We start from the raw sequence: 22,548 nt of genomic DNA, 5'->3' as shown, positions 1-22,548 counted from the left end.
GTTTGAAGGGGCAGCAGAGCAATGCAGCAACTCAATCCTTCCGAAATAAGTGAAATTATCAAGGGCCGCATCGATAAGCTCGATGTGACCTCCCAAGCCCGTAACGAAGGCACTGTCGTCAGCGTATCTGACGGCATCGTGCGGATTCACGGTCTGGCCGACGTCATGTACGGCGAGATGATCGAGTTTCCGGGCGGCGTCTACGGTATGGCCCTCAACCTGGAGCAAGACTCTGTAGGTGCCGTTGTATTGGGCGCGTACACGAGTCTGGCTGAAGGCATGAGCGCCAAGTGCACCGGCCGCATCCTCGAGGTTCCAGTGGGTAAGGAACTGCTGGGTCGCGTAGTCGACGCATTGGGTAACCCTGTTGACGGCAAAGGTCCGCTGAACAACACCGAGACCGACGCGGTCGAGAAAGTTGCTCCAGGCGTGATCTGGCGTAAGTCGGTAGACCAGCCTGTACAGACTGGCTACAAGGCTGTCGATGCCATGATTCCTGTCGGCCGTGGCCAGCGCGAGCTGATCATCGGTGACCGTCAGATCGGTAAGACCGCTCTGGCGATCGACGCGATCATCAACCAGAAAAACAGCGGCATTTTCTGCGTCTACGTGGCAATCGGTCAGAAGCAATCGACCATTGCCAACGTTGTTCGCAAGCTGGAAGAAAACGGTGCACTGGCTAACACCATCATCGTTGCTGCCAGTGCCTCCGAATCGGCCGCGCTGCAGTTCCTGGCACCGTACTCCGGTTGCACCATGGGCGAATACTTCCGCGACCGCGGTGAAGACGCGCTGATCGTTTATGACGATCTGTCCAAGCAAGCAGTGGCTTACCGCCAGATTTCCCTGCTGCTGCGCCGTCCACCAGGCCGTGAAGCCTACCCAGGCGACGTGTTCTATCTCCACTCCCGTCTGCTGGAGCGCGCATCGCGCGTTTCGGAAGAATACGTAGAGAAGTTCACCAACGGCGCAGTGACTGGCAAGACCGGTTCCCTGACCGCTCTGCCGATCATCGAAACCCAGGCTGGCGACGTTTCCGCGTTCGTTCCGACCAACGTGATTTCCATCACCGACGGTCAGATCTTCCTGGAATCGGCCATGTTCAACTCGGGCATCCGTCCTGCTGTGAACGCCGGTGTTTCGGTATCCCGTGTGGGTGGTGCCGCTCAGACCAAGATCATCAAGAAGCTGTCCGGTGGTATCCGTACCGCCCTGGCCCAGTACCGTGAACTGGCAGCATTCGCCCAGTTCGCTTCTGACCTGGACGAAGCGACCCGTAAGCAACTTGAGCATGGTCAGCGCGTTACCGAGCTGATGAAGCAGAAGCAATACGCACCGATGTCGATCGCTGACATGGCGCTGTCGCTGTATGCCGCTGAGCGTGGGTTCCTGACTGACATTGAAATCGCCAAGATCGGCAGCTTCGAACAAGCGCTGATTGCTTTCTTCAACCGCGATCACGCCGATTTGATGGCGAAGATCAACGTGAAGGGTGACTTCAATGACGAAATCGACGCTGGCCTCAAGGCTGGTATCGAGAAGTTCAAGGCCACCCAAACCTGGTAAGCCGCAGCGGGAGCCGCAAGGCTCCCGCTTGCTAACCTGATAGGTGTTACATGGCAGGCGCAAAAGAGATTCGCAGTAAGATTGCGAGCATCAAAAGCACGCAAAAGATTACCAGCGCCATGGAAAAAGTGGCGGTCAGCAAAATGCGCAAGGCACAAATGCGCATGGCTGCTAGCCGTCCTTACGCGGAGCGCATCCGCCAGGTGATTGGTCATCTGGCCAACGCCAACCCGGAATATCGCCATCCGTTCATGATCGACCGCGCCATCAAGCGCGTCGGTTACGTCGTGGTGAGCAGTGACCGTGGTTTGTGCGGTGGCTTGAACACCAACCTGTTCAAGGCTCTGGTCAAGGACATGGCGGTAAACCGCGAACAAGGCGTCGAGATCGATCTGTGTGTAGTTGGTAGCAAGGGTGCGGCTTTCTTCCGCAACTTCGGCGGTAACGTCGTCGCCGCTATCAGCCACCTGGGTGAAGAACCGTCGATCAATGACCTGATCGGCAGCGTCAAGGTGATGCTGGATGCTTACCTGGAAGGCCGGATCGACCGCCTGTCCGTGGTATCCAACAAGTTCATCAACACCATGACGCAACAGCCAACCGTGGAGCAGTTGATTCCACTGGTGGCAACCCCGGAACAGGAACTCAAGCACCACTGGGACTATCTCTACGAACCGGATGCCAAGGAGCTGCTTGACGGCTTGATGGTCCGCTACGTGGAGTCGCAGGTCTACCAGGCGGTGGTCGAGAACAACGCAGCTGAACAAGCGGCGCGGATGATCGCGATGAAGAACGCTACCGACAACGCCGGTGATTTGATCAGCGATTTGCAGCTGATCTACAACAAGGCGCGTCAGGCTGCGATCACCCAAGAGATCTCGGAAATCGTCGGCGGCGCTGCCGCGGTTTAACGGTTCAAATATTCAGAGGATCCAGCTATGAGTAGCGGACGTATCGTTCAAATCATCGGCGCCGTTATCGACGTGGAATTCCCACGCGACAGCGTACCGAGCATCTACGACGCCTTGAAAGTTCAAGGCGCCGAAACCACCCTGGAAGTTCAGCAGCAGCTGGGCGACGGCGTGGTTCGTACCATTGCGATGGGCTCCACCGAAGGCTTGAAGCGCGGTCTGGACGTCAACAACACTGGCGCAGCCATCTCCGTACCGGTCGGTAAAGCGACCCTGGGCCGGATCATGGACGTACTGGGCAACCCGATCGACGAAGCTGGCCCGATCGACACCGAAGAGCGCTGGGGCATTCACCGTCCTGCGCCAACCTTCGCTGAGCAGGCGGGTGGCAACGAACTGCTGGAAACAGGCATCAAGGTTATCGACCTGGTTTGCCCGTTCGCCAAGGGCGGTAAAGTCGGTCTGTTCGGTGGTGCCGGTGTAGGCAAGACCGTAAACATGATGGAGCTGATCCGTAACATCGCCATCGAGCACAGCGGTTATTCCGTGTTCGCCGGTGTGGGTGAGCGTACTCGTGAGGGTAACGACTTCTACCACGAGATGAAGGATTCCAACGTTCTGGACAAAGTGGCACTGGTATACGGCCAGATGAACGAGCCGCCGGGAAACCGTCTGCGCGTAGCACTGACCGGCCTGACCATGGCCGAGAAATTCCGTGACGAAGGTAACGACGTACTGCTGTTCGTCGACAACATCTACCGTTACACCCTGGCCGGTACCGAAGTATCCGCACTGCTGGGCCGTATGCCTTCGGCAGTAGGTTACCAGCCGACCCTGGCTGAAGAGATGGGCGTGCTGCAAGAGCGCATCACTTCGACCAAGCAAGGCTCGATCACCTCGATCCAAGCGGTATACGTACCAGCGGACGACTTGACCGACCCGTCGCCAGCGACCACCTTCGCCCACTTGGACGCCACCGTCGTTCTGTCCCGTGACATCGCTTCCCTGGGTATCTACCCAGCGGTAGACCCACTGGATTCGACTTCGCGCCAGCTGGACCCGAACGTGATCGGCCAGGAGCACTACGACACCGCTCGCGGCGTTCAGTACGTGCTGCAGCGTTACAAGGAACTGAAGGACATCATCGCGATCCTGGGTATGGACGAGCTGTCGGAAGCCGACAAGCAGTTGGTAAACCGTGCTCGTAAGATCCAGCGTTTCTTGTCGCAGCCGTTCTTCGTGGCTGAAGTCTTCACCGGTGCCTCGGGTAAATACGTTTCCCTGAAAGACACCATTGCTGGCTTCAAAGGCATCCTCAACGGTGACTACGACCACCTGCCAGAACAAGCGTTCTACATGGTCGGCGGCATCGAAGAAGCGATCGAGAAAGCCAAGAAACTGTAATCCCGGCGCCCGGCAACGGGCGCTAATTTAGGTTGAGGCAATCAGATGGCTATGACAGTCCATTGCGATATCGTCAGTGCGGAAGGGGAAATTTTCTCCGGTCTGGTCGAGTTTGTGGTTGCGCACGGTGAGCTGGGTGATCTTGGTATCGCCCTGGGTCACGCACCGCTGATCACCAGCTTGAAGCCAGGTCCGATTACTCTGACCAAGCAGGGCGGGGAAAGGGAGGTGTTCTACATCTCCGGTGGTTTCCTCGAGGTTCAGCCGAACATGGTCAAGGTTCTTGCCGACACCGTGCAACGTGCTGCCGACCTGGACGAAGCCTCCGCTCTGGAGGCCGTCAAGGCCGCCGAGAAGGCTCTGCACGAAAAAGGCGCGGACTTCGACTACGGTTCTGCTGCCGCACGTCTGGCCGAGGCCGCAGCCCAGCTGCGTACCGTCCAGCAGATCCGCAAGAAGTTCGGCGGCTAAGCCGTCTGCTTTCTGTGCGATTGATTAAAAAGGGTAGCCTCGGCTACCCTTTTTTCTTTTCCCGACACCCTTCATCTGGTCGCAGCCGCTGACCACCCAGGATTGGTAGCAGTCATGTCTCTTGAAATCGTTATCCTCGCGGCCGGTCAAGGCACCCGCATGCGTTCGGCGTTACCCAAGGTCTTGCACCCGGTAGCCGGCAATTCCATGCTCGGCCATGTTATCCACAGCGCCCGGCAACTTGATCCACAGCGCATCCATGTGGTAATCGGCCACGGCGCCGATGCGGTTCGTGAGCGCTTGGCGGCAGACGACTTGAATTTCGTCCTGCAGGACAAACAACTGGGCACCGGTCATGCCGTGGCCCAAGCCGTGCCGTTCATTACGGCGGATACCGTATTGATTCTCTATGGTGATGTGCCGCTGATTGAAGTCGAGACCTTGCAGCGCCTGCTCAAGCATGTTGCGCCGCAACAGCTGGGTCTGTTGACGGTCGAGCTGGACGACCCCACCGGTTATGGCCGCATCGTGCGTAACGCCGATGGTCAGGTAACAGCGATTGTCGAGCAGAAGGACGCCAACGAAGCGCAGCGCGCTATCACTGAGGGCAACACCGGGATTCTGGCGGTACCGGCTGAACACCTGGGCGCCTGGATGAGTCGCTTGTCCAACAACAACGCACAGGGCGAGTATTACCTGACCGACGTTATCGCCATGGCTGTCAGCGACGGCCTGGTCGTCGCCACCGAGCAACCGCTGGACGCCATGGAAGTGCAGGGCGCCAATGACCGTCGGCAACTGGCCGAGTTGGAGCGCCACTATCAACTGCGGGCCGCTCGCCGCCTGATGGCGCAGGGCGTGACTTTGCGCGATCCGGCCCGTTTCGACGTACGCGGTGAGGTCAGCGTGGGGCGCGACGTGGTCATCGACATCAATGTCATCCTTGAAGGCAAGGTAGTCATTGAAGACGATGTGGCCATCGGCCCGAACTGCGTGATCAAGGACTGCACCTTGCGCAAAGGCGTGGTGATCAAGGCCAACAGTCACCTCGAAGGCGCGATCATGGGCGAGGGCAGCGATGCCGGCCCATTCGCGCGCCTGCGTCCCGGCACTGTGCTGGAGGCTCGGGCCCATGTGGGTAACTTCGTCGAGCTGAAGAATGCTCATATGGGCGAAGGTGCCAAGGCCGGCCACCTGACTTACCTGGGCGACGCTGAAATCGGCGCCCGCACCAACATTGGTGCCGGAACCATCACTTGTAACTACGATGGGGCCAACAAGTACCAGACGACCATTGGTGAAGACGTGTTCATCGGTTCCAATAACTCGCTGGTTGCGCCCGTGACCATCGGTGATGGCTCAAACACGGCGGCAGGTTCGACTATTAATCAGGATGTGGATAAGTCGCAACTCGCCGTGGCCCGCGCCCGTCAACGCAACATCGACGGCTGGAAGCGGCCTGTGAAGATCAAGAAGCCTTAAAGTTATCCACAGCTGTCCTGTGGGAGCGGGCTTGCTCGCGAATGCGGTGGTTCAGCTACATTGATGCTGAATGTGCCGCCGCTTTCGCGGCAAGCCCGCTCCCACAGGGGTTCTAGGTGTACTTGAGTTCTGTGCCCAGCCTAAATCCCTAGGGAATCTCCTTTCTGAATTTTTCTCCTTGCGCCTTGACGACTTCTCCACAATAGGTTTTGATTGCTTACGTTATCTTTCGAATCGAAACTTAAGCCATCATGTCGAAGCGCAACACGCCACAACGCCGCCACAACATCCTAGCGCTGCTCCAAGAGCAGGGCGAAGTCAGTGTGGATGAGCTGGCCAAACGCTTCGAAACCTCGGAAGTTACGATTCGCAAGGACCTCGCCGCCCTGGAAACCAATGGTCTGCTGCTGCGCCGTTACGGTGGCGCGGTTCCCATGCCGCAGGAGTTGGTGGCCGATAACGGGCAAACCGTTTCCAAGTACAAACAAGCCATTGCCGGGGCCGCTGTGCAGCGGATCCGCGAACATGCGCGCATCATCATCGACAGCGGCAGCACCACGGCGGCCATGATTCCTCAGCTCGGCCAGCAGCCGGGCCTGGTGGTGATGACCAACTCCCTGCATGTAGCCAATGCCTTGAGCGAGCTGGAGCACGAACCGGTGCTGTTGATGACCGGAGGCACTTGGGACCCTCATTCCGAGTCCTTCCAGGGGCAGGTGGCTGAGCAGGTCCTGCGTTCCTACGATTTCGACCAGTTGTTCATCGGTGCCGACGGCATCGATCTGGTTCGAGGTACCACCACCTTCAACGAATTGCTGGGCTTGAGCCGTGTCATGGCCGAAGTGGCCCGCGAAGTGATCGTGATGGTGGAGGCCGACAAGATCGGCCGCAAGATTCCCAACCTGGAGCTGCCGTGGAGCAGCGTCCATACCCTTATTACCGATGATCGCCTGCCCGTAGAGGCTCGCGATCAGATTCAGGCCCGCGGCATCACCGTGATCTGCGCGCCTGTCAGCCAGGAGAAATAGCATGTGTGGAATTGTCGGCGCCGTTGCTGAACGCAACATCACAGCAATCTTGCTCGAAGGCCTCAAGCGCCTGGAATATCGCGGCTACGACAGCGCCGGTGTGGCGGTGTTCACCAACGACGAGAAGCTTGAGCGCATGCGTCGCCCGGGCAAGGTCAGCGAGCTTGAACAGGCGCTCGACGCCGAACCGCTGGTGGGTCGCCTCGGCGTTGCCCACACCCGCTGGGCCACCCATGGCGCCCCATGCGAGCGTAACGCCCACCCGCATTTCTCCGGCGACCTGGCCGTGGTGCACAACGGCATCATCGAAAACCACGAAGCCCTGCGTGAACAACTCAAGGCGCTCGGTTATGTGTTCACTTCGGACACTGACACTGAGGTCATCGCCCATCTGCTCAATCACAAGCTCAAGGACTTGGTGGACCTGACCGTCGCCCTCAAGGCAACGGTCAAGGAACTGCACGGTGCCTATGGCCTGGCGGTCATCAGTGCGAAACAGCCCGATCGCTTGGTGGCGGCCCGTAGCGGCAGCCCGTTGGTCATTGGCCTGGGCCTGGGGGAGAACTTCCTGGCGTCCGATCAGTTGGCGCTGCGTCAGGTCACGGACCGCTTCATGTACCTGGAAGAAGGCGACATCGCTGAGATTCGCCGTGACAGCGTGCAGATCTGGGACATCGATGGAAAAGCTGTGGAACGCGAGACCGTTCAGTACCGCGACGGTGCCGAAGCGGCCGACAAAGGCGAATTCCGTCACTTCATGCTCAAGGAAATCCACGAACAACCGGCCGTGGTGCAACGTACCCTGGAAGGCCGCCTGAGCCAAAGTCAGGTGCTGGTCCAGGCGTTCGGTCCACAAGCGGCCGAACTGTTCGCCAAGGTCCGTAACGTGCAGATCGTGGCTTGCGGCACCAGTTATCACGCCGGCATGGTCGCCCGTTATTGGCTGGAAGAGCTGGCGGGCATTCCGTGCCAGGTCGAAGTGGCCAGCGAGTTCCGCTATCGCAAGGTGGTGGTGCAACCAGACACCTTGTTCGTCACGATCTCCCAGTCCGGCGAAACCGCCGACACCCTGGCTGCCCTGCGCAACGCCAAGGAGCTGGGCTTCCTCGCCAGCCTGGCGATCTGCAACGTGGGGATCAGCTCGCTGGTGCGCGAGTCCGACCTGACCCTGCTGACCCAAGCCGGCCGTGAAATCGGCGTGGCGTCGACCAAGGCGTTCACCACGCAGTTGGTGGGCCTGCTGTTGTTGACATTGTCCCTGGGCCAGGTACGCGGCACGCTGGGCGAGGGCGTCGAGGCCAAGCTGGTCGAAGAACTGCGCCGCCTGCCGGCCCGCCTCGGCGAGGCCTTGGCGATGGACGGCACCGTGGAGAAAATCGCCGAGCTGTTCGCCGAGAAGAACCACACCCTGTTCCTTGGCCGTGGCGCGCAATTCCCGGTGGCGATGGAAGGGGCCTTGAAGCTCAAGGAAATCTCCTACATACACGCCGAGGCCTACCCGGCCGGTGAACTCAAGCACGGCCCGTTGGCCCTGGTGGACAACGACATGCCGGTGGTCACCGTGGCGCCGAACAACGAGCTGCTGGAAAAGCTCAAGTCCAACCTGCAGGAAGTGCGCGCCCGTGGCGGCCAGTTGATTGTGTTCGCTGACGAGAAAGCCGGCATGACCAATGGCGAAGGCACCCACGTGGTGCACATGCCGCACATCCACGACATCCTGTCGCCGATTCTCTACACCATCCCGCTGCAATTGCTGTCGTACTACGTTGCCGTGCTCAAGGGCACCGATGTCGACCAGCCGCGTAACTTGGCGAAGTCTGTGACGGTGGAGTGAGTCGCACCGCCTGATCCAAGCCCTGGCTTTGGATTTAGACGTGTCGCTGGAAAATTAAATACTGTTGGAAACGGCCAGGGATCGATCGATCCCTCGGCTGTTAAACCCAGCCGCATGGTGTGTGTGGAGAATCAGGGCGCCTAGTAGACCGATCAACTACAAACGACTACCATCCTCCCATGAACACTCCAAAGACCCGCGAAACATCCGACGTCCGCCAGGGAATCCTTGATGTAGGCCAGCGAATCATGGCTGCCAAAGGGTATACCGCCGTGGGCTTGAACGAGATCCTGGCCACTGCCGGTGTGCCGAAGGGTTCCTTCTATCACTACTTCGGCTCCAAAGACGCGTTTGGCGAAGCCCTGCTCGAAAACTATTTCGAGGCGTACCTCGACGACATCGACCAGACGCTCGCCCAGCCCAACCAGACAATGGCGCAGCGGCTGCAGAACTACTTCCAGATCTGGCAGGACACCCAGTCCTTCCAGGATTGCCAGGGCAAGTGCCTTGCCGTGAAGTTGGGCGTGGAAGTTGCCGATCTTTCGGAAACCATGCGTGCCGTGCTCAAGCGCGGTACATCCGGGATTATCGATCGCCTTGCGAACGGGATTGAAATCGGTGTGGCTGAAGGTTCCTTGGCGGTCACCGGTACGCCTCACAATGTTGCGCAAAGCCTTTATCAATTGTGGCTTGGCGCCAGCGTCATGGTGAAAATTACCAAAAGTGTTCAGCCCTTCGAGACGGCGATGGCCACGACCCGCCAGATTCTCAACCTATCCTGATTCATGGCGTGAGTGGTGTATCGCCTATCGCGGCGCTGCACCGCTCACGTTGCTTTAGCACCCCCGCAATCCTCCTCGAACATAAATCCGCCGCTTTTTTCGCAGCCTTTCCTCGCTTGGAAAAACCCCTGAGAAGCGCCGCGTTAAAAAACTTTAAAAAGTTACTAGACGACTGGTCTAATCGTAGATACTGTAGTCGCACATTCACTCACCCCGGCAAAGGTTACAGCGATGAGCACCCGTACCAAGCTGGCCTTTATCTCCCCATCGCTCTTTTTGCTGCCCGGTTTGTAGACGACCAGTCTAATTAAATTGCTTCATTTATTGCGACCCCACGACCCCAAACTGAAAACAGGATGCTTAACATGAAAATTCTTATGGTGCTGACCTCCCACGACACCCTGGGCAACACTGGCCGCAAGACCGGTTTCTGGCTGGAAGAACTGGCGGCCCCCTACTACACCTTTCTCGCGGCCAACGCCGAAATCGTCCTGGCCTCGCCCAAAGGCGGCCAGCCACCGCTGGACCCGAAGAGCAATGAGCCATCGTTCCAGACTGACCTGACCCGCCGCTTCGAGAACGATGCCGCGGCCACCGCCCAGCTCGCCAACACCGTGCGACTGGACAGCGTCTCCCAGAATGATTTCGACGCAGTGTTCTACCCAGGCGGCCACGGCCCACTGTGGGACCTGGCTGAAGATCCGAAGTCGATCCGACTGATCGAGGCATTCCTGGCCGCCGGCAAGCCTGCTGGCCTGGTGTGCCACGCTCCCGGCGTGCTGCGCCACGTGAAAAATCCAGACGGTACGCCACTGGTTGCAGGCAAAAAAGTCGCCGGTTTCACCAATACCGAGGAAGAAGCCGTAGGCCTGACCAACGTCGTGCCCTTCCTGGTTGAAGACATGCTGATCGCCAACGGTGGCATGTACTCCAAGGGCGCTGACTGGTCCTCCTACGTCGTCAGCGACGGCTTGCTGATCACCGGCCAGAACCCGGGTTCGTCCACCGAAGCCGCCCAACTCCTGATCGCCAAACTGAACCAATCCAACGCTTGAGCTCGCCGCTGACGGGAGACTCGAACATCTCCCGTCGCTATTCCCTATTCCCATCCGCAGGCCCCGCCGGGGCTTCGGTGCAGGCCACTCAACCTCTGGAGACACCATGACAACGTTCAACGTGGAGCAAATCAAAGCCGCTGGCTGGCTGAAGGAAGCCAACTACATCGGTGGACAATGGGTGGCGGCGGATGACGCCAACGTCTATAGCGTCATTGACCCGGCCACCGAAGCCCAGATTGGCCAGATCCCATGGGTGGGGGCCCCTGAAACGCGCCGCGCCATCGATGCCGCACAAGATGCCTTCAGCGCCTGGTCGATGACCACCGCCGCAGAACGTGCAGGCTTTCTCGGCCGCATGGCGCAGATCGTGCGCGACAACATCGACATTCTCGCCAGCATGCTCACCCTTGAACAAGGTAAGCCGCTGGCCGAAGCACGCAACGAAATGAAACTCGGCGCCGATTACATCCAGTGGTTTGCCGAAGAAGCACGGCGCATCAATGGGGAGATCATTCCGTCGCCCTGGAAAGACCGCCAGATCCTGGTTACCCGTGAACCCGTCGGTGTAGTAGGCGCGATTTCACCGTGGAATTTCCCATTTTCCATGCTATCGCGCAAAATTGCCCCGGCGCTTGCCGCCGGTTGCACCATCGTCATCAAGCCATCCGAGTTCACACCATTTTCCGGCCTGCTTTATGGCGTACTGGCCCAGCTAGCCGGGATTCCCGCCGGTGTGGTCAATGTCGTGACCGGTGACGGCGCCGTCGTCGGTGGAGAGTTCTCCTCCAACGCTCTGGTGCGCAAAATAACCTTCACCGGTTCGACCCGTGTGGGCAAGCTGCTCTACAAACAATCCGCCGACACCATGAAAAAACTCTCCATGGAATTGGGCGGCAACGCACCGACGATTATTTTCGACGATGCCGACATGGACCTGGCCGTGGAAAACGCCGTCGCCGGAAAATTCCGCAACAGCGGCCAGACCTGCGTATGCACCAACCGCTTCTACGTGCAGGACGGCATCTACGACGAATTCGCCCGCCGCCTGACCGACCGCGTGCGCCAGATGAAGGTCGGTAACGGCTTCGAGGACGGCGTCGAACAAGGCCCGCTGATCAACCAGGCCGCCGTCAGCAAAGTCCAAGCCCACGTTCAAGATGCCCAAGCCAAAGGTGGACGCGTATTACTCGGCGGCAAACGCCATGCGCTAGGCGCGACCTTCTTCGAGCCGACCGTGATCGCCGACGCCACCGCCGACATGCTCATCGCCCACGAAGAAACCTTCGGCCCGGTAGCCGCGCTGTTGCGCTTCAGTACCGAGCAAGAGGCTATCGACGCCGCCAACGCCTCGGAATTCGGCCTCGCTGCGTACTTCTACACCCGTGACCTGGCGCGCACTTTCCGCGTATCCCGTGCCCTGCAGAGCGGCATGGTCGGCATCAACGCCGGGGTGATCACCACCGTGGAAGCCCCGTTTGGCGGGGTCAAGGACAGCGGCATTGGTCGTGAAGGCTCAAGCCACGGCCTGGATGAATACCTGAACCTCAAGTACCTCAGCCTAGGCGGTCTGTAAGCCCGACTGATGCAAAAAAGGAATCGAATCATGCAACACAGCTCCCTGTTTGAACCGACTACCCTCGGGCCGCTAACACTGAAAAACCGCATCGTCATGCCGCCCCTGACGCGTCAGCGCAGCGGCCAGCCCGGCGACGTGCCAACGGCCCTGATGGCCACTTATTACCAGCAACGCGCCAGCGCCGGTTTGATCATCAGCGAAGGCACCCAGATCGAACCGCGCGGCAAGGGTTATGCCTGGACGCCAGGGATCTACAGCCAGGCGCAGATCGACGGCTGGCGCACCGTCACCGACGCGGTACATGCAGAAGGCGGCGTGATTTTCGCCCAGCTTTGGCACGTCGGCCGGGTCTCACACACCGGCCTGCAACCGGACAATGCCGCACCCGTCGCGCCGTCGGCGATCCAGGCCCGGAAGGCCAAAGCCTTCATTGAAACGGCCCCGGGTATCGGCACCCTGGTCGAACCGTCCCTGCCACGGGAGCTCACCGTGACGGAAATCAAGGCGCTGGTCGAGCTCTACGCCCAGGCGGCACGCAATGCGCTCAGCGCCGGTTTCGACGGCGTTGAGATTCACTCGGCCAATGGTTATTTGGTCAACCAGTTCATTTCCACCCACGCCAACCAGCGCACCGATGAATACGGCGGTTCGCTGCATGACCGCCTGCGTTTCCTGCGCGAAGTAGTGCAAGCCGTCAGCGCCGTGGTTGGACCTGACCGCGTCGGGGTACGCTTCACGCCGCTGTTCACCAGTACCGATGAAGATCGGGTGTATATCGGCTTCGTCGAGGATGATCCGCATCAGACCTATATCGAGGCGATCAAAGTGCTGGAACAAGCAGGTATCGCTTACCTGTCGATTGCCGAAGCCGACTGGCCGAATGCCCCAGACCTGCCTGACGCGTTTCGCCGGGAGGTCAGAAGCACCTTCAGCGGCCGCATCCTGTATGCAGGCCTGTACACCGCCGAGCGTGGCGCGCGTCTAGTGGATGCGGGCCTGGCCGACCTGATTGCGTTCGGCCGGCCGTTTATCGCCAACCCCGACCTGCCCCAGCGCATCGAGAAGGGCTGGCCACTCAATGCCCTGGACGCCGCTAACCTGTATGGCGGCGGTGAGCGAGGCTTCACGGACTACCCGCTGTATGCTTGCTCTGAAATTTGACGTAAAGAAAAAGGTGCTGCCATACGCCAAGGTATTGAAGCAAAAGTATTGCTGACCACAGGCGGCAGCACCGGCATCTGCGCCGAAGTGGTCTAGCGCTTGTCCGCGCGTTAATCCAGAAAACAACGATCGAAAAGATAGACGCTGCCGGGCTTGAGGTTTTCCACCGTGCGTTGTGGACGGCCGCCGTCGCCGCTTTTCTTGCGGCCAGTTTCCTGTAAATAGCCTGCTTCGGTCATCTTCAGCAGACGCTGGCGCATGCTGGTCTTGAGCACCGGGCGATCAAGCACCACGGAGAAAACGCTCACCGCTTGCGGCGCGCTGAACTCAGGGCCGAGGAACATCAGCGGTAGGCTGCTGTAGAGGGCTTTGGAGAACAAGCGCTCCTGTACGGTGGCCACCAGGTTGTTGTGATCGAAAGGGAGTTTGATCGAGGCGTCGGCGACGTCCTTGAGCGGGAAAAATCCCTGGTGCTCGGCGAGCTGCACCGCATCGCTCACGATCGCCAGGTAGAACGTCGACGACGACCAGCAGCGCGGGTCGCGGAACGCGTCGCCGACGGTGCCGACTTGTTCGATCCAGGCCAGCGGCATGCCCACTTTGCTCGAGCTACGCAGCCGTTCTACGGCGTCGTTCAGCGTCAGGTCTTCAACCCCCCCATTGACCACGATTCCCGGCAGCGCCCAATGGCCGGCGAACGGCTCGGTTTCGCGTCGGTTCAGCAGGATTTCAAGCGCCTGGGCTTCCCGGCAGAAGCGCAGCACACACAGGTCGATGGTGTGCAGGTAGTCGCGCGCGGGGGCTGTGCGGTTCGGCATGTCAATTTCCGTGGGTTGCGTAAAGGTCATAGTTTAACGGGTTCATACCGGGTGCCATCCAGTGGGTGGGAAGCGGCTCGCCCAAGGCCAGTCGCTCGCGAACCACGGTGCTGCGCACGTGGATCGTTTCTTCCACGCAAACGATGGAAAAGCGCTCCAGCAATGCTTCGCCGCGATAGAAGGTCGGCAGCAGTTGCGCGACATCCTGGCCGACCACCAACGCTATCTGCTTGCCGTCCAGGGCCAGGCTGTCGGCGAGGTGGGTGAGCAGGGTGTAGCTGTAGATCGGGCCTTCTACATCCCGCGCCACGACCTGCTCCACCCGGCTTGCGCGTACTTGCGCACGGCACAGTGGCTGGACCTTCCGGGCGATCGATTCGAGCCAGTTCAGGCGAACCTCATAATCGATCATTCGCTTTGCGTAGGGGTGCCTGAAGCTGGGGGCGACCAGCACACGTCTGGCTTGGCACGAGGCTTCGATCATCACTTGGGCGTGACCGGCATGCGGCGGGTTGAAAGCGCCGCCATAAAGGGCTATCTCGAACATGGCTTATCTCCGATAGGTACACCACGTGTACTCTATCAGTGAAGTCTAGATTTTGGACAGCGAGATCTTATGTCCGCTCGAATATCCAGAAAAATGGAGGCTGTAAAATATTTCTGTTTGGCGCTTGTTATGAAAGTACACGTTGTGTACTCTTTCGATCGTCAACAGGAGAAAACCAGCATGAACAGCCTGACCCGAAAAACGGCTTCCTTCGATGTCGATGCGCAAAAGAGCTTCACACCGCTTTGCCCTGATGAGCTTCCCGTACCAGGTGGTCACCAGATCGGCAGTGAGCTGAATTTCATCGCATCCCTGGCCAGTATTCGCATCGGCAGCAAGGACGCCCATTCGCCACTGGCACCTTGGGTGGTCGCCGATCATTCGCAGATGTTCGTGCCAACCGGGCTCGAGCACGCCGATATCACTTGGGTCAGCCACTGTGTTCCCGGTACCGAGGGTTTCACCCTGCTGGACGAACTGCCGACCCCATACGACTACGACTATTTCGTCTGGAAGGGCGTCGAGCCCGATCTGCACCCCTACGGCGCTTGCTACCACGACCTGCACGGCAAGCTGTCCACCGGGGTGATCGAGTATTTGAAAGGCCTGAAGGTGGAACAGGTGATTGTCGGCGGGCTGGCGCTGGATTTCTGCGTCAAGACCACCGCCCTGCAACTGGCCGCCGCCGGCTTCAAGGTGATCGTTCACCTCCCGGCCTGTCGCGCAATCAGCGAGGAGGGGGCCGTTCAAGCCATTGAAGGCTTGCAGCAAGCAGGGGTCTCGGTGGCCGCGACTCGCGAAGAAACGATCCGTCTGGCAAACGCATAAGGAAGAGCCATGGACAGTGCATTCGATACAAGCAGCGCCACCATCCAGAGTCTTCTGGATACCGACTACTACACCTTCACCATGATGCAGGCGGTGTTGCACCAGCACCCAAACGTAGAGGTGGAATATCAATTCATCGTGCGTTCCAAGGAGCGGCTCGGCCACCTGATCCCGGACATTCGTGTCGAATTGGAGAAACTCGCCGGCTTGCAGCTGCGTGAAGGCGAGCAACGGTTTCTGTTCAACAAGCGTTTCCGAGAGTACCTGACCCCGGACTTCGAACAGTTTCTCGGCTTGTTCCGCTTCAACCTGCGCTACATACACGTTGCCGAAGTCGACGGCCAACTGCACATCCGCGTCCGTGGCCCGATGCTGCACTGCATCATGTTCGAGCAACCGGTATTGGCGATGGTCAGCGAACTGCGCAACCGCGAGAAATATCCCGAAGTCGAGTTGGCCGACGTCACCCGCAAGCTCTACCAGAAGTTCGAATGGCTGGAGAAAAATGCCAGCCGTGAAGAACTCGCCGAGTTTCGTGTTTCGGACTTCTCCACCCGTCGGCGCCTGTCGTTCAGGGCCCAGCGTGAAGTGGTCAATGTCATGCGCAGCGATTTCCCTGGGGTGTTTGTCGGCACCAGCAACGCTCACTTGGCTTATGAGTTCGATCTTCCGCTGATTGGCACGATGGCCCACCAGTGGCTGATGGTGCACCAGCAACTCGGGCGGTTGCGCGAGAGCCAGAACGCGGCGTTGGAAAACTGGGTGCACGAATATCGCGGTCGGCTCGGTATCGCGCTGACGGACTGCATCAGCACCGATTTTTTCCTCAAGGACTTCGACCTCTACTTCGCCAAGCTCTATGACGGCCTGCGCCAGGATTCCGGTGACCCTATCGTCTGGGCCGACAAGGTACTGGGGCGCTATGCGCAGCTGGGTATCGACCCGCGCACCAAGGACCTGATGTTCTCCGATGGCCTCAATTTCGAAAAATGCCTGCCGATCCTGCGCCACGTTCGTGGCAAGGCCAGATTCGGTTTTGGCATGGGCACCAGCCTGGCCTGCGATGTCGACGGCGTCGAGCCGCTGAGCATCGTCATGAAACTGGTGCGGGTCCACGGCGAGCCGGTGGTGAAGTTCTCCGACGACCCGATCAAGAACGTCTGCGAGGATGCCTCATTCCTGCGTTATGCCGCGCAAGTGTTCAACGTCACCCTTGTCAATCCACAACTGGGAGCCTGATATGACTTCGCTTCAGCAAGAAAGCATTGCCCGGGAACTGGGCATCGACCGTCAATTCAAACAGGGCGGCGAAGCCACTGAAATTGCCCGCCGCGTCGAGTTTATCAAGCAGATGGTGCGTGAGTCGGGTTGCCAGTCCCTGGTACTCGGTATCAGTGGCGGCGTCGATTCCCTCACCGCCGGGCGCCTGTGCCAGTTGGCGGTGCAGCAGTTGCGGGACGAAGGTCATGAGGCGCGCTTTATCGCAGTCCGACTGCCCTACAAGGCCCAAGCCGATGAGCAAGACGCCCAGGACTCCCTGGACTTCATCCGGCCGGACTCGACGACTACCAGTAACATCGCCGCTTGTGTCGACGGGTTGATGAGCCATATCGCCATCGACGGGTTGCAGCCTTCGGCCGAACTCATCGACTTTGCCAAAGGCAACGTCAAGGCCCGGGCGCGGATGCTGGCGCAATACGCCATCGCCAATCTGAGCAATGGGTTGGTGGTCGGCACCGATCATGGTGCAGAAGCGGTGATGGGTTTCTTCACCAAATTCGGCGACGGCGCTTGCGACCTGGCGCCACTGTCCGGGCTGACAAAGACCCAGGTGCGGTGGCTGGCTGATGCGATGGGTGCGCCCCCGCACCTGGTGCGCAAGGCGCCGACCGCTGATTTGGAAGACTTGGCACCTGGTAAGTTGGATGAAATGGCGCATGGATGCAGCTACGAGGAAATCGATGCATACCTGATGGGCGAAGAGGTGTCGCCCCAGGTACGACAGATCATCGAACGCGCCTACCTGCGGACGGCTCATAAACGCGCACTGCCACGTGTCCCCTCATCGTTGTGAGCGGGAATGGTTGCGACAGTTTTCAGTCGAACTGGAACAGAAGTTAGGCCATCTTGAACGTTTTGTGAGCATCGGCGATGGCTGAACAGGCTTTCAAACGGGACCTCTAGTCCCTAAATGGAGTGGGTGAATGACACAGGCAACCGGCATCAGGGATCGCGTGCGCATCAAACAAGTCGAAGTCCTCTCGGACAATTGGTACGTGCTGCGCAAGACCACCTATGACTATCTGGGCCGCAACGGCCAGTGGCGCGAACTGACGCGTGAAACCTATGACCGTGGCAACGGCGCGACCATCCTGCTGTACAGCAAGGCCAAGCAGACCGTGGTGTTGACCCGGCAATTCCGCTTCCCAGCCTTCGTCAACGGGCATAATGACCTGTTGATCGAAACCTGCGCCGGCCTGCTGGACAACGACGATCCGCACACTTGCATCCGCAAGGAAACCCAGGAAGAAACCGGCTATATCATCCAGGACGTGCGCAAGGTGTTCGAGGCCTTCATGAGCCCGGGCTCCGTGACGGAGCGAGTGCATTTTTTCGTCGGCGAGTACTTCGATGAAGACAAGCAGCACGAAGGCGGCGGGTTGGAAGCGGAGGGTGAAGAAATCGAGGTGCTGGAGATGCCATTGGATCAGGCCCTGGGCATGATCGAAACCGGCGAGATTTGTGATGGCAAGACCATCATGTTGTTGCAGTACGCCAAGCTGCATCGATTGCTGGATTAGCCCGACGCTTTTATATGATCAAGTCGGATGAGCCCAAAAAACGCGCAGCCTTGCTCCAGGGCTGCGGGTTTTTTGTTCAGCTGGATTGGGCCTCGCTGTCGTCCTGCATGTCGTCCAGGTATTGCGGTTGGTCGGTCTGGTCCGGCAATTCGGTCACGACGCTGAAATCGCTGATCTCGATGGCGCCGGCCCCATGGCCGAGCAAATGGAAAGAAAATGCCTTGCGCGGAAGCGGGTTGTCGAAACGGATGTCCATCACCAGTGGTTGCTCGTGTGTCACCGCCACGTCTGTGGGTAAATCTATCGGCACATCCCGCTCGAACTCCTTGGCCTTGAGCGAAATGTAGGCCGCGTGGTCTGCCTCCACCGCGCGAATGGTCAGGCTGACGCGGGTCTGTGAGCCTTTGGGCATTTCCAGGTACTGGGCGCCGATGAGGTTATCGGTCCAGTCGTTGGTGACCGTGGCCGGCAATGGGATTTTGTCGGCGCTGCCAAACTGATAATGCTGGTTCAGCGGCGTTCTCAGCAGGGTCTGGTCCAGCGCCGTGGCCCGGGCGCTGATCAGCCGGGCGCGCTGGCCGCTGTATTGCCCGCGATAGAGGGCGCGTTCGGCAATGAAGCCTTCGCTGGTGTAATAACGGCAACGCTGCTGGAAATCACACTCGGTAAACGTTCCCTTGCCATCGTGGTGGCGCAGCTTGCCGTTGGTGAACGACATGATTTCCCGGCCGGTTGCGTAGTCCCGGAACAGCGAGCGGCCGGACAGCGACGTGGGCACCGCATAACTGAAGTAATCAAGGATCGAGGCGGTCAAGTCGACATGGCCGTAGGTCCCCGATTTGATCGTGGGCAATGGCTCCGGTGCCAGCGTCAGGTTGAACCCCCAGGACGATGCCAGGCGCACATCGTCGATGCCGTGGGATTCGTCCGAGGTGATGACCACCAAGGTATTTTCCAGGATGCCCTGGCGTTCCAGGCCCGTCAGGAAACTGTCCAGGGCGTCGTCGAGGTAACCCACGGCGGCCTGCTTGGCGGACTCGTAGCGTTGCAGGTAGTCGTCCGGCGCGGAGTAGGGCTGGTGGGTGCCCACGGTCAGCAGGGTGAGCATCCATGGCTTGTCCGCTTGCTGAAGCTGCCCGACGTAATCCAGCGCGCCTTCGAAGAAGGTCTTGTCGTCCTTGCCCCAGGGAAATTCCAAGTACGCCGGTTGGGTGAACCAGTCCATGCCCAGGGTCGTGTCGAAGCCGATATGCGGCATGATCCGGTCCTTGGCCATGAAACGTAGCCCCGCGCCCTGCAGGAAATGGGTGGAAAAACCGTTCTGGCGCAATTGGGCGGGCAGGCAGTCCTGGTTGCGCTGGCTCTGGTTCAGCATCTCGACGCCTTTGGGCGTGCCGTCGTTGAGTTTGTCGTAGTCGCCACACAACATTGCGTATAAGCCACGGATGGTCTGGTGGCTGTGCAAGACGTAATCGGGCGTGTTCATGCCGCGTTCGGCCCAGGCGCTGAGGCGCGGCATCAGGTTTTCCTGATAGCGGGGGTTCAGGGCTTGGCGATTGGTGCTCAGGTAGGCCCCGGGAATGCCTTCCAGAGCAATGACCAAGACGTTGCGCGCGCCCCCCGGTTCGGCCAGCAGTTTCGCGCCATCGAGGTCCAGCCTGGTAAGACCTTCCATGGGCGGGAGCGGATCGACCGTATCGCCTTCGAACCACTGCTCGGCCCGTTCCTGCCCCGCGACAATGCCCGCCGTAACGAGTTGATGGGGCAGGTTGAAGACATTCCATTGGTCTGCTTCGGTAGGACGCCAGGATTGCAACGCACCGTGGGCCAGCCAGAGCATGACCGGCAACGCCCAGGCGTGGCGCGGCAAACGCGGCGTCAAGCTGGGTCGGCTGGCCCAGCGGGTCATCAGCCATAACGCCAGCGCGGCCAATTGCAACACAGCCAGCCAAGGATGCGCGAAGCCGCCGCTGGTGGAGCTTTCGACGAATTGCGGGTCGATCAGGTAGTGAATGTCCGAGGGGGTGGGCATCCGTCCGACGGCGCTGACCAGCTCGATGCTGGCCAGGGTCAACACGCTCCAGGCGAGCAATACCGGAAGCGCCAGCCACCAGGGACGGCGATGAAGCAACACGATCAGCAAGCCGCCAATGCCCAGGTCCGAGAGATAGCCCAGCGGGTCGGACCAACCCAGGGCCAGGCGCAGGATCATCGGGACGAGTAATACGCACCCGACCAGCATGATCGGTGAGGCGAGAGGATGAGTTAAACGGCGGTAAAGAACTTTCACAGCAACAGGCCTTTCAGTTGAAGCCAATCCATAAAACAGCAGGCGGACCTTGTGGGAGCGAGCTTGCTCCCACAGGGTTATTTTCCAGGTCATAAAATGGTCATGAAACGCGATGGTACCAAGGGGCACCTTCCGTGGCCGGATCAATGTCCCGGTGTCCGGCTGCGCTACGCTGTGGTTCACTGGCCCAGGCCTCTACAATGGCGGCCCTGCGCTGCGTTGAGACGCCGCGAAAAACTTGTATCAGGATTTCTCATCGGGGGATGGATGGACAGGTTCCAGGAAATGCAGGTGTTTGTCGCGGTGGCCCAGGACGCCGGATTTTCGGCAGCGGCGCGGCGCCTGGGGCTGTCGGCGGCTAGCGTCACGCGTGCGGTGGCAGGGTTGGAGCAACGCATCGGTACGCCCCTGCTGGTGCGCACCACCCGTAGCGTCTACTTGAGCGAAGCGGGCCAGCGCTTTCTCGAGGACTGTCGGCGGATCCTGGGTGAGCTGCAGGAAGCCGAGGACTCGGCGGCCGGCAGCCATGTCCAACCCCGAGGACAACTGACGGTGACTGCGCCGGTATTGTTCGGCCAGTTGTTCGTCACCCCGCTGCTGGTCGATTATCTGCACCGGTATCCCGAGGTCTGTATTAATGCCTTGCTGCTGGATCGTACGGTCAGCATGGTCGAGGAGGGCATCGATGTGGCCGTGCGCATCGGCGAGTTGCCGGACAGCAATCTGCACGCCGTGCGTGTGGGTGAGGTGCGCAGGGTCGTTTGTGGCTCCCCGGCATTCTTCGACCGCCACGGCCGGCCTCGACATCCAGAGGATCTGGAGCGAATGCCGGTGGTGGCGTCATCGGCCATTGGCCAGATCAAAAGCTGGACCTTCATCGATGCAGGCCAACCGCTGGCCGTCCGGCCTGTGCCGCGCCTGGTGGTGACGGCCAACCAGGCCGCGATCACCGCTGCCTGCCAAGGGTTGGGTATGACCCGGGTGTTGTCCTATCAAGTGGCGAGCAATGTGGCGGCCGGTGAGCTGGAAATCGTCCTGGCTGACTTCGAATTGCCGCCGCTGCCGATCCATGTGGTGTATCAGGGCGGGCGCAATGCACCGGCGCGGGTTCGCAGTTTTGTCGATTTCACCGTTAACGCGTTGCGCGAACATCCGGCCTTGAGCGGCTGAGGTATTGTTTCAAAAGACGAAATAATGGATTGCGTTTGCGGGTGATTCTCTTGTTTTGGCTTGGGGAGGAAGATGACCCCATCGACGCCGTTGTGCTGATGGCGTCACTTCCCCCGGAGTCGACCATGAACCCCATCAAGCACTATCACTTCCCGCTTTCCGGCCATTCCCACCGCGTCCAGCTGATGCTTTCGTTGCTCGAATTGCCCGTCGAGGAAGTCTTCGTCGACTTGGCCAAGGGGGCGCACAAACAGGCGGATTTCCTGGCGCTCAACTCCTTTGGCCAAGTACCGATCATCGACGATGATGGCGTGGTGCTGGCGGACTCCAACGCCATCCTGGTGTACCTGGCGCAAAAATACGGCAAGGGCCGCTGGTTGCCGACCGATCCGATCGGCGCGGCCCGGGTGCAGCGTTGGTTGTCGGCTGCCGCGGGGCCGATTCATGCGGGGCCGGCCACGGCACGGCTGATCACGGTGTTTGGTGCGCCTTATAACGCTGAAGACGTGATCGCGCGTTCCCATAACGTGCTGAAAGTCATCGACCAAGAGTTGAGCGGCAGCGCCTATCTGGCCGGCGATGCGCCGACGATTGCCGATGTGGCCGGCTACAGCTACATCGCCCACGCACCGGAAGGCAATGTGTCATTGCAGGACTACGGGAATGTGCGAGCCTGGCTGGCGCGTATCGAAGCCTTGCCTGGGTTTGTGGGCATGCCGCGTACAGTGATCGGTTTGCAAACACATGCCTGACAATCAAGGCTGAATGCCCGCTGTGGCCAGTGAGCAAGCGCCCTGGCCACAGCGGGCATTTCGTTGGAT

20 protein-coding genes are annotated in these 22,548 nt (G+C 59.7%); 17 read left to right on the top strand and 3 right to left on the bottom strand.

Annotation, left to right across the window (positions count from 1 at the left end; genetic code table 11):
• Positions 1–21: 21 nt before the first annotated feature.
• The 11 genes from atpA to AD663_RS27845 all read left to right on the top strand — a co-directional run bounded on the left by atpA (position 22) and on the right by AD663_RS27845 (position 13,273).
• A complete protein-coding gene (gene atpA, locus AD663_RS27895; RefSeq protein WP_003187190.1) occupies positions 22–1,566 on the top strand; it encodes a F0F1 ATP synthase subunit alpha in 1,545 nt (514 codons plus the stop codon).
• 50 nt (positions 1,567–1,616) lie between these two features.
• A complete protein-coding gene (gene atpG / locus AD663_RS27890) occupies positions 1,617–2,477 on the top strand; it encodes a F0F1 ATP synthase subunit gamma (protein WP_003187188.1) in 861 nt (286 codons plus the stop codon).
• Between the two features lie 27 nt (positions 2,478–2,504).
• Complete coding sequence (gene atpD, locus AD663_RS27885) at positions 2,505–3,881, top strand: F0F1 ATP synthase subunit beta (protein WP_003187186.1); 1,377 nt, start codon at positions 2,505–2,507, stop codon at positions 3,879–3,881.
• Between the two features lie 45 nt (positions 3,882–3,926).
• Entirely contained in the window at positions 3,927–4,352 is a 426-nt protein-coding gene (locus tag AD663_RS27880) for a F0F1 ATP synthase subunit epsilon (protein ID WP_003187185.1), read from the top strand.
• Positions 4,353–4,466: 114 nt separating this feature from the next.
• The gene (gene glmU, locus AD663_RS27875; RefSeq protein ID WP_003187184.1) at positions 4,467–5,834 is read left to right on the top strand and encodes a bifunctional UDP-N-acetylglucosamine diphosphorylase/glucosamine-1-phosphate N-acetyltransferase GlmU; all 1,368 of its coding nucleotides are present in this window, start codon (positions 4,467–4,469) and stop codon (positions 5,832–5,834) included.
• A gap of 248 nt (positions 5,835–6,082) precedes the next feature.
• Positions 6,083–6,862 carry a DeoR/GlpR family DNA-binding transcription regulator gene (locus AD663_RS27870; protein ID WP_172680647.1) on the top strand — a complete coding sequence of 260 codons (780 nt, stop codon included), beginning with the start codon at positions 6,083–6,085 and terminating at the stop codon, positions 6,860–6,862.
• 1 nt (position 6,863) lies between these two features.
• Complete coding sequence (glmS, locus tag AD663_RS27865) at positions 6,864–8,696, top strand: glutamine--fructose-6-phosphate transaminase (isomerizing) (RefSeq protein ID WP_003187180.1); 1,833 nt, start codon at positions 6,864–6,866, stop codon at positions 8,694–8,696.
• A 179-nt stretch (positions 8,697–8,875) separates the two neighbouring features.
• The gene (locus AD663_RS27860; protein WP_003187178.1) at positions 8,876–9,478 is read left to right on the top strand and encodes a TetR/AcrR family transcriptional regulator; all 603 of its coding nucleotides are present in this window, start codon (positions 8,876–8,878) and stop codon (positions 9,476–9,478) included.
• Positions 9,479–9,843: 365 nt separating this feature from the next.
• Positions 9,844–10,533: a type 1 glutamine amidotransferase domain-containing protein gene (locus AD663_RS27855; protein WP_053214907.1), complete on the top strand. Its 690-nt coding sequence runs from the start codon at positions 9,844–9,846 to the stop codon at positions 10,531–10,533.
• Between the two features lie 106 nt (positions 10,534–10,639).
• A complete protein-coding gene (locus tag AD663_RS27850) occupies positions 10,640–12,109 on the top strand; it encodes an NAD-dependent succinate-semialdehyde dehydrogenase (RefSeq protein ID WP_003187175.1) in 1,470 nt (489 codons plus the stop codon).
• A 30-nt stretch (positions 12,110–12,139) separates the two neighbouring features.
• On the top strand, positions 12,140–13,273 hold the full coding sequence (locus AD663_RS27845; protein WP_053214906.1) for an alkene reductase: 1,134 nt from the start codon (positions 12,140–12,142) through the stop codon (positions 13,271–13,273).
• 110 nt (positions 13,274–13,383) lie between these two features.
• Here AD663_RS27845 and AD663_RS27840 read toward each other — a convergent pair whose 3' ends face one another.
• Entirely contained in the window at positions 13,384–14,091 is a 708-nt protein-coding gene (locus AD663_RS27840) for an NUDIX hydrolase (RefSeq protein ID WP_053214905.1), read from the bottom strand.
• 1 nt (position 14,092) lies between these two features.
• Complete coding sequence (locus tag AD663_RS27835; protein WP_003187172.1) at positions 14,093–14,638, bottom strand: adenylyltransferase/cytidyltransferase family protein; 546 nt, start codon at positions 14,636–14,638, stop codon at positions 14,093–14,095.
• Positions 14,639–14,818: 180 nt separating this feature from the next.
• On the opposite strand from AD663_RS27835, the gene AD663_RS27830 reads away from it, so the two are divergent.
• The 4 genes from AD663_RS27830 to nudK all read left to right on the top strand — a co-directional run bounded on the left by AD663_RS27830 (position 14,819) and on the right by nudK (position 18,267).
• Positions 14,819–15,466: an isochorismatase family protein gene (locus tag AD663_RS27830; protein ID WP_053214904.1), complete on the top strand. Its 648-nt coding sequence runs from the start codon at positions 14,819–14,821 to the stop codon at positions 15,464–15,466.
• 9 nt (positions 15,467–15,475) lie between these two features.
• Positions 15,476–16,705, top strand: coding sequence for a nicotinate phosphoribosyltransferase (gene pncB / locus AD663_RS27825; protein WP_053214903.1), 1,230 nt, complete (start codon positions 15,476–15,478; stop codon positions 16,703–16,705).
• 1 nt (position 16,706) lies between these two features.
• Positions 16,707–17,540 (top strand): ammonia-dependent NAD(+) synthetase, encoded by an 834-nt coding sequence (gene nadE, locus AD663_RS27820; protein ID WP_053214902.1) that lies wholly within the window; start codon positions 16,707–16,709, stop codon positions 17,538–17,540.
• Between the two features lie 130 nt (positions 17,541–17,670).
• On the top strand, positions 17,671–18,267 hold the full coding sequence (gene nudK, locus AD663_RS27815; protein WP_003187166.1) for a GDP-mannose pyrophosphatase NudK: 597 nt from the start codon (positions 17,671–17,673) through the stop codon (positions 18,265–18,267).
• Positions 18,268–18,343: 76 nt separating this feature from the next.
• Here the strand turns inward: nudK and AD663_RS27810 are convergent, their stop codons facing one another.
• A complete protein-coding gene (locus AD663_RS27810) occupies positions 18,344–20,557 on the bottom strand; it encodes an LTA synthase family protein (protein WP_172680646.1) in 2,214 nt (737 codons plus the stop codon).
• 267 nt (positions 20,558–20,824) lie between these two features.
• Here AD663_RS27810 and AD663_RS27805 point away from each other — a divergent pair, with 267 nt between their 5' ends.
• Positions 20,825–21,727, top strand: a complete 903-nt coding sequence (locus AD663_RS27805) for a LysR family transcriptional regulator (RefSeq protein ID WP_003187164.1) — start codon at positions 20,825–20,827, stop codon at positions 21,725–21,727.
• Positions 21,728–21,852: 125 nt separating this feature from the next.
• Positions 21,853–22,479, top strand: coding sequence for a glutathione S-transferase family protein (locus AD663_RS27800; RefSeq protein WP_053214900.1), 627 nt, complete (start codon positions 21,853–21,855; stop codon positions 22,477–22,479).
• The last annotated feature ends 69 nt before the right edge of the window (positions 22,480–22,548 follow it).

It is taken from the genome of Pseudomonas sp. Q12-87, assembly GCF_001269755.1.
Classification (GTDB): Bacteria; Pseudomonadota; Gammaproteobacteria; order Pseudomonadales; family Pseudomonadaceae; genus Aquipseudomonas; species Aquipseudomonas fluorescens_S.
This window is presented reverse-complemented; position numbering and strand designations above follow the sequence as displayed.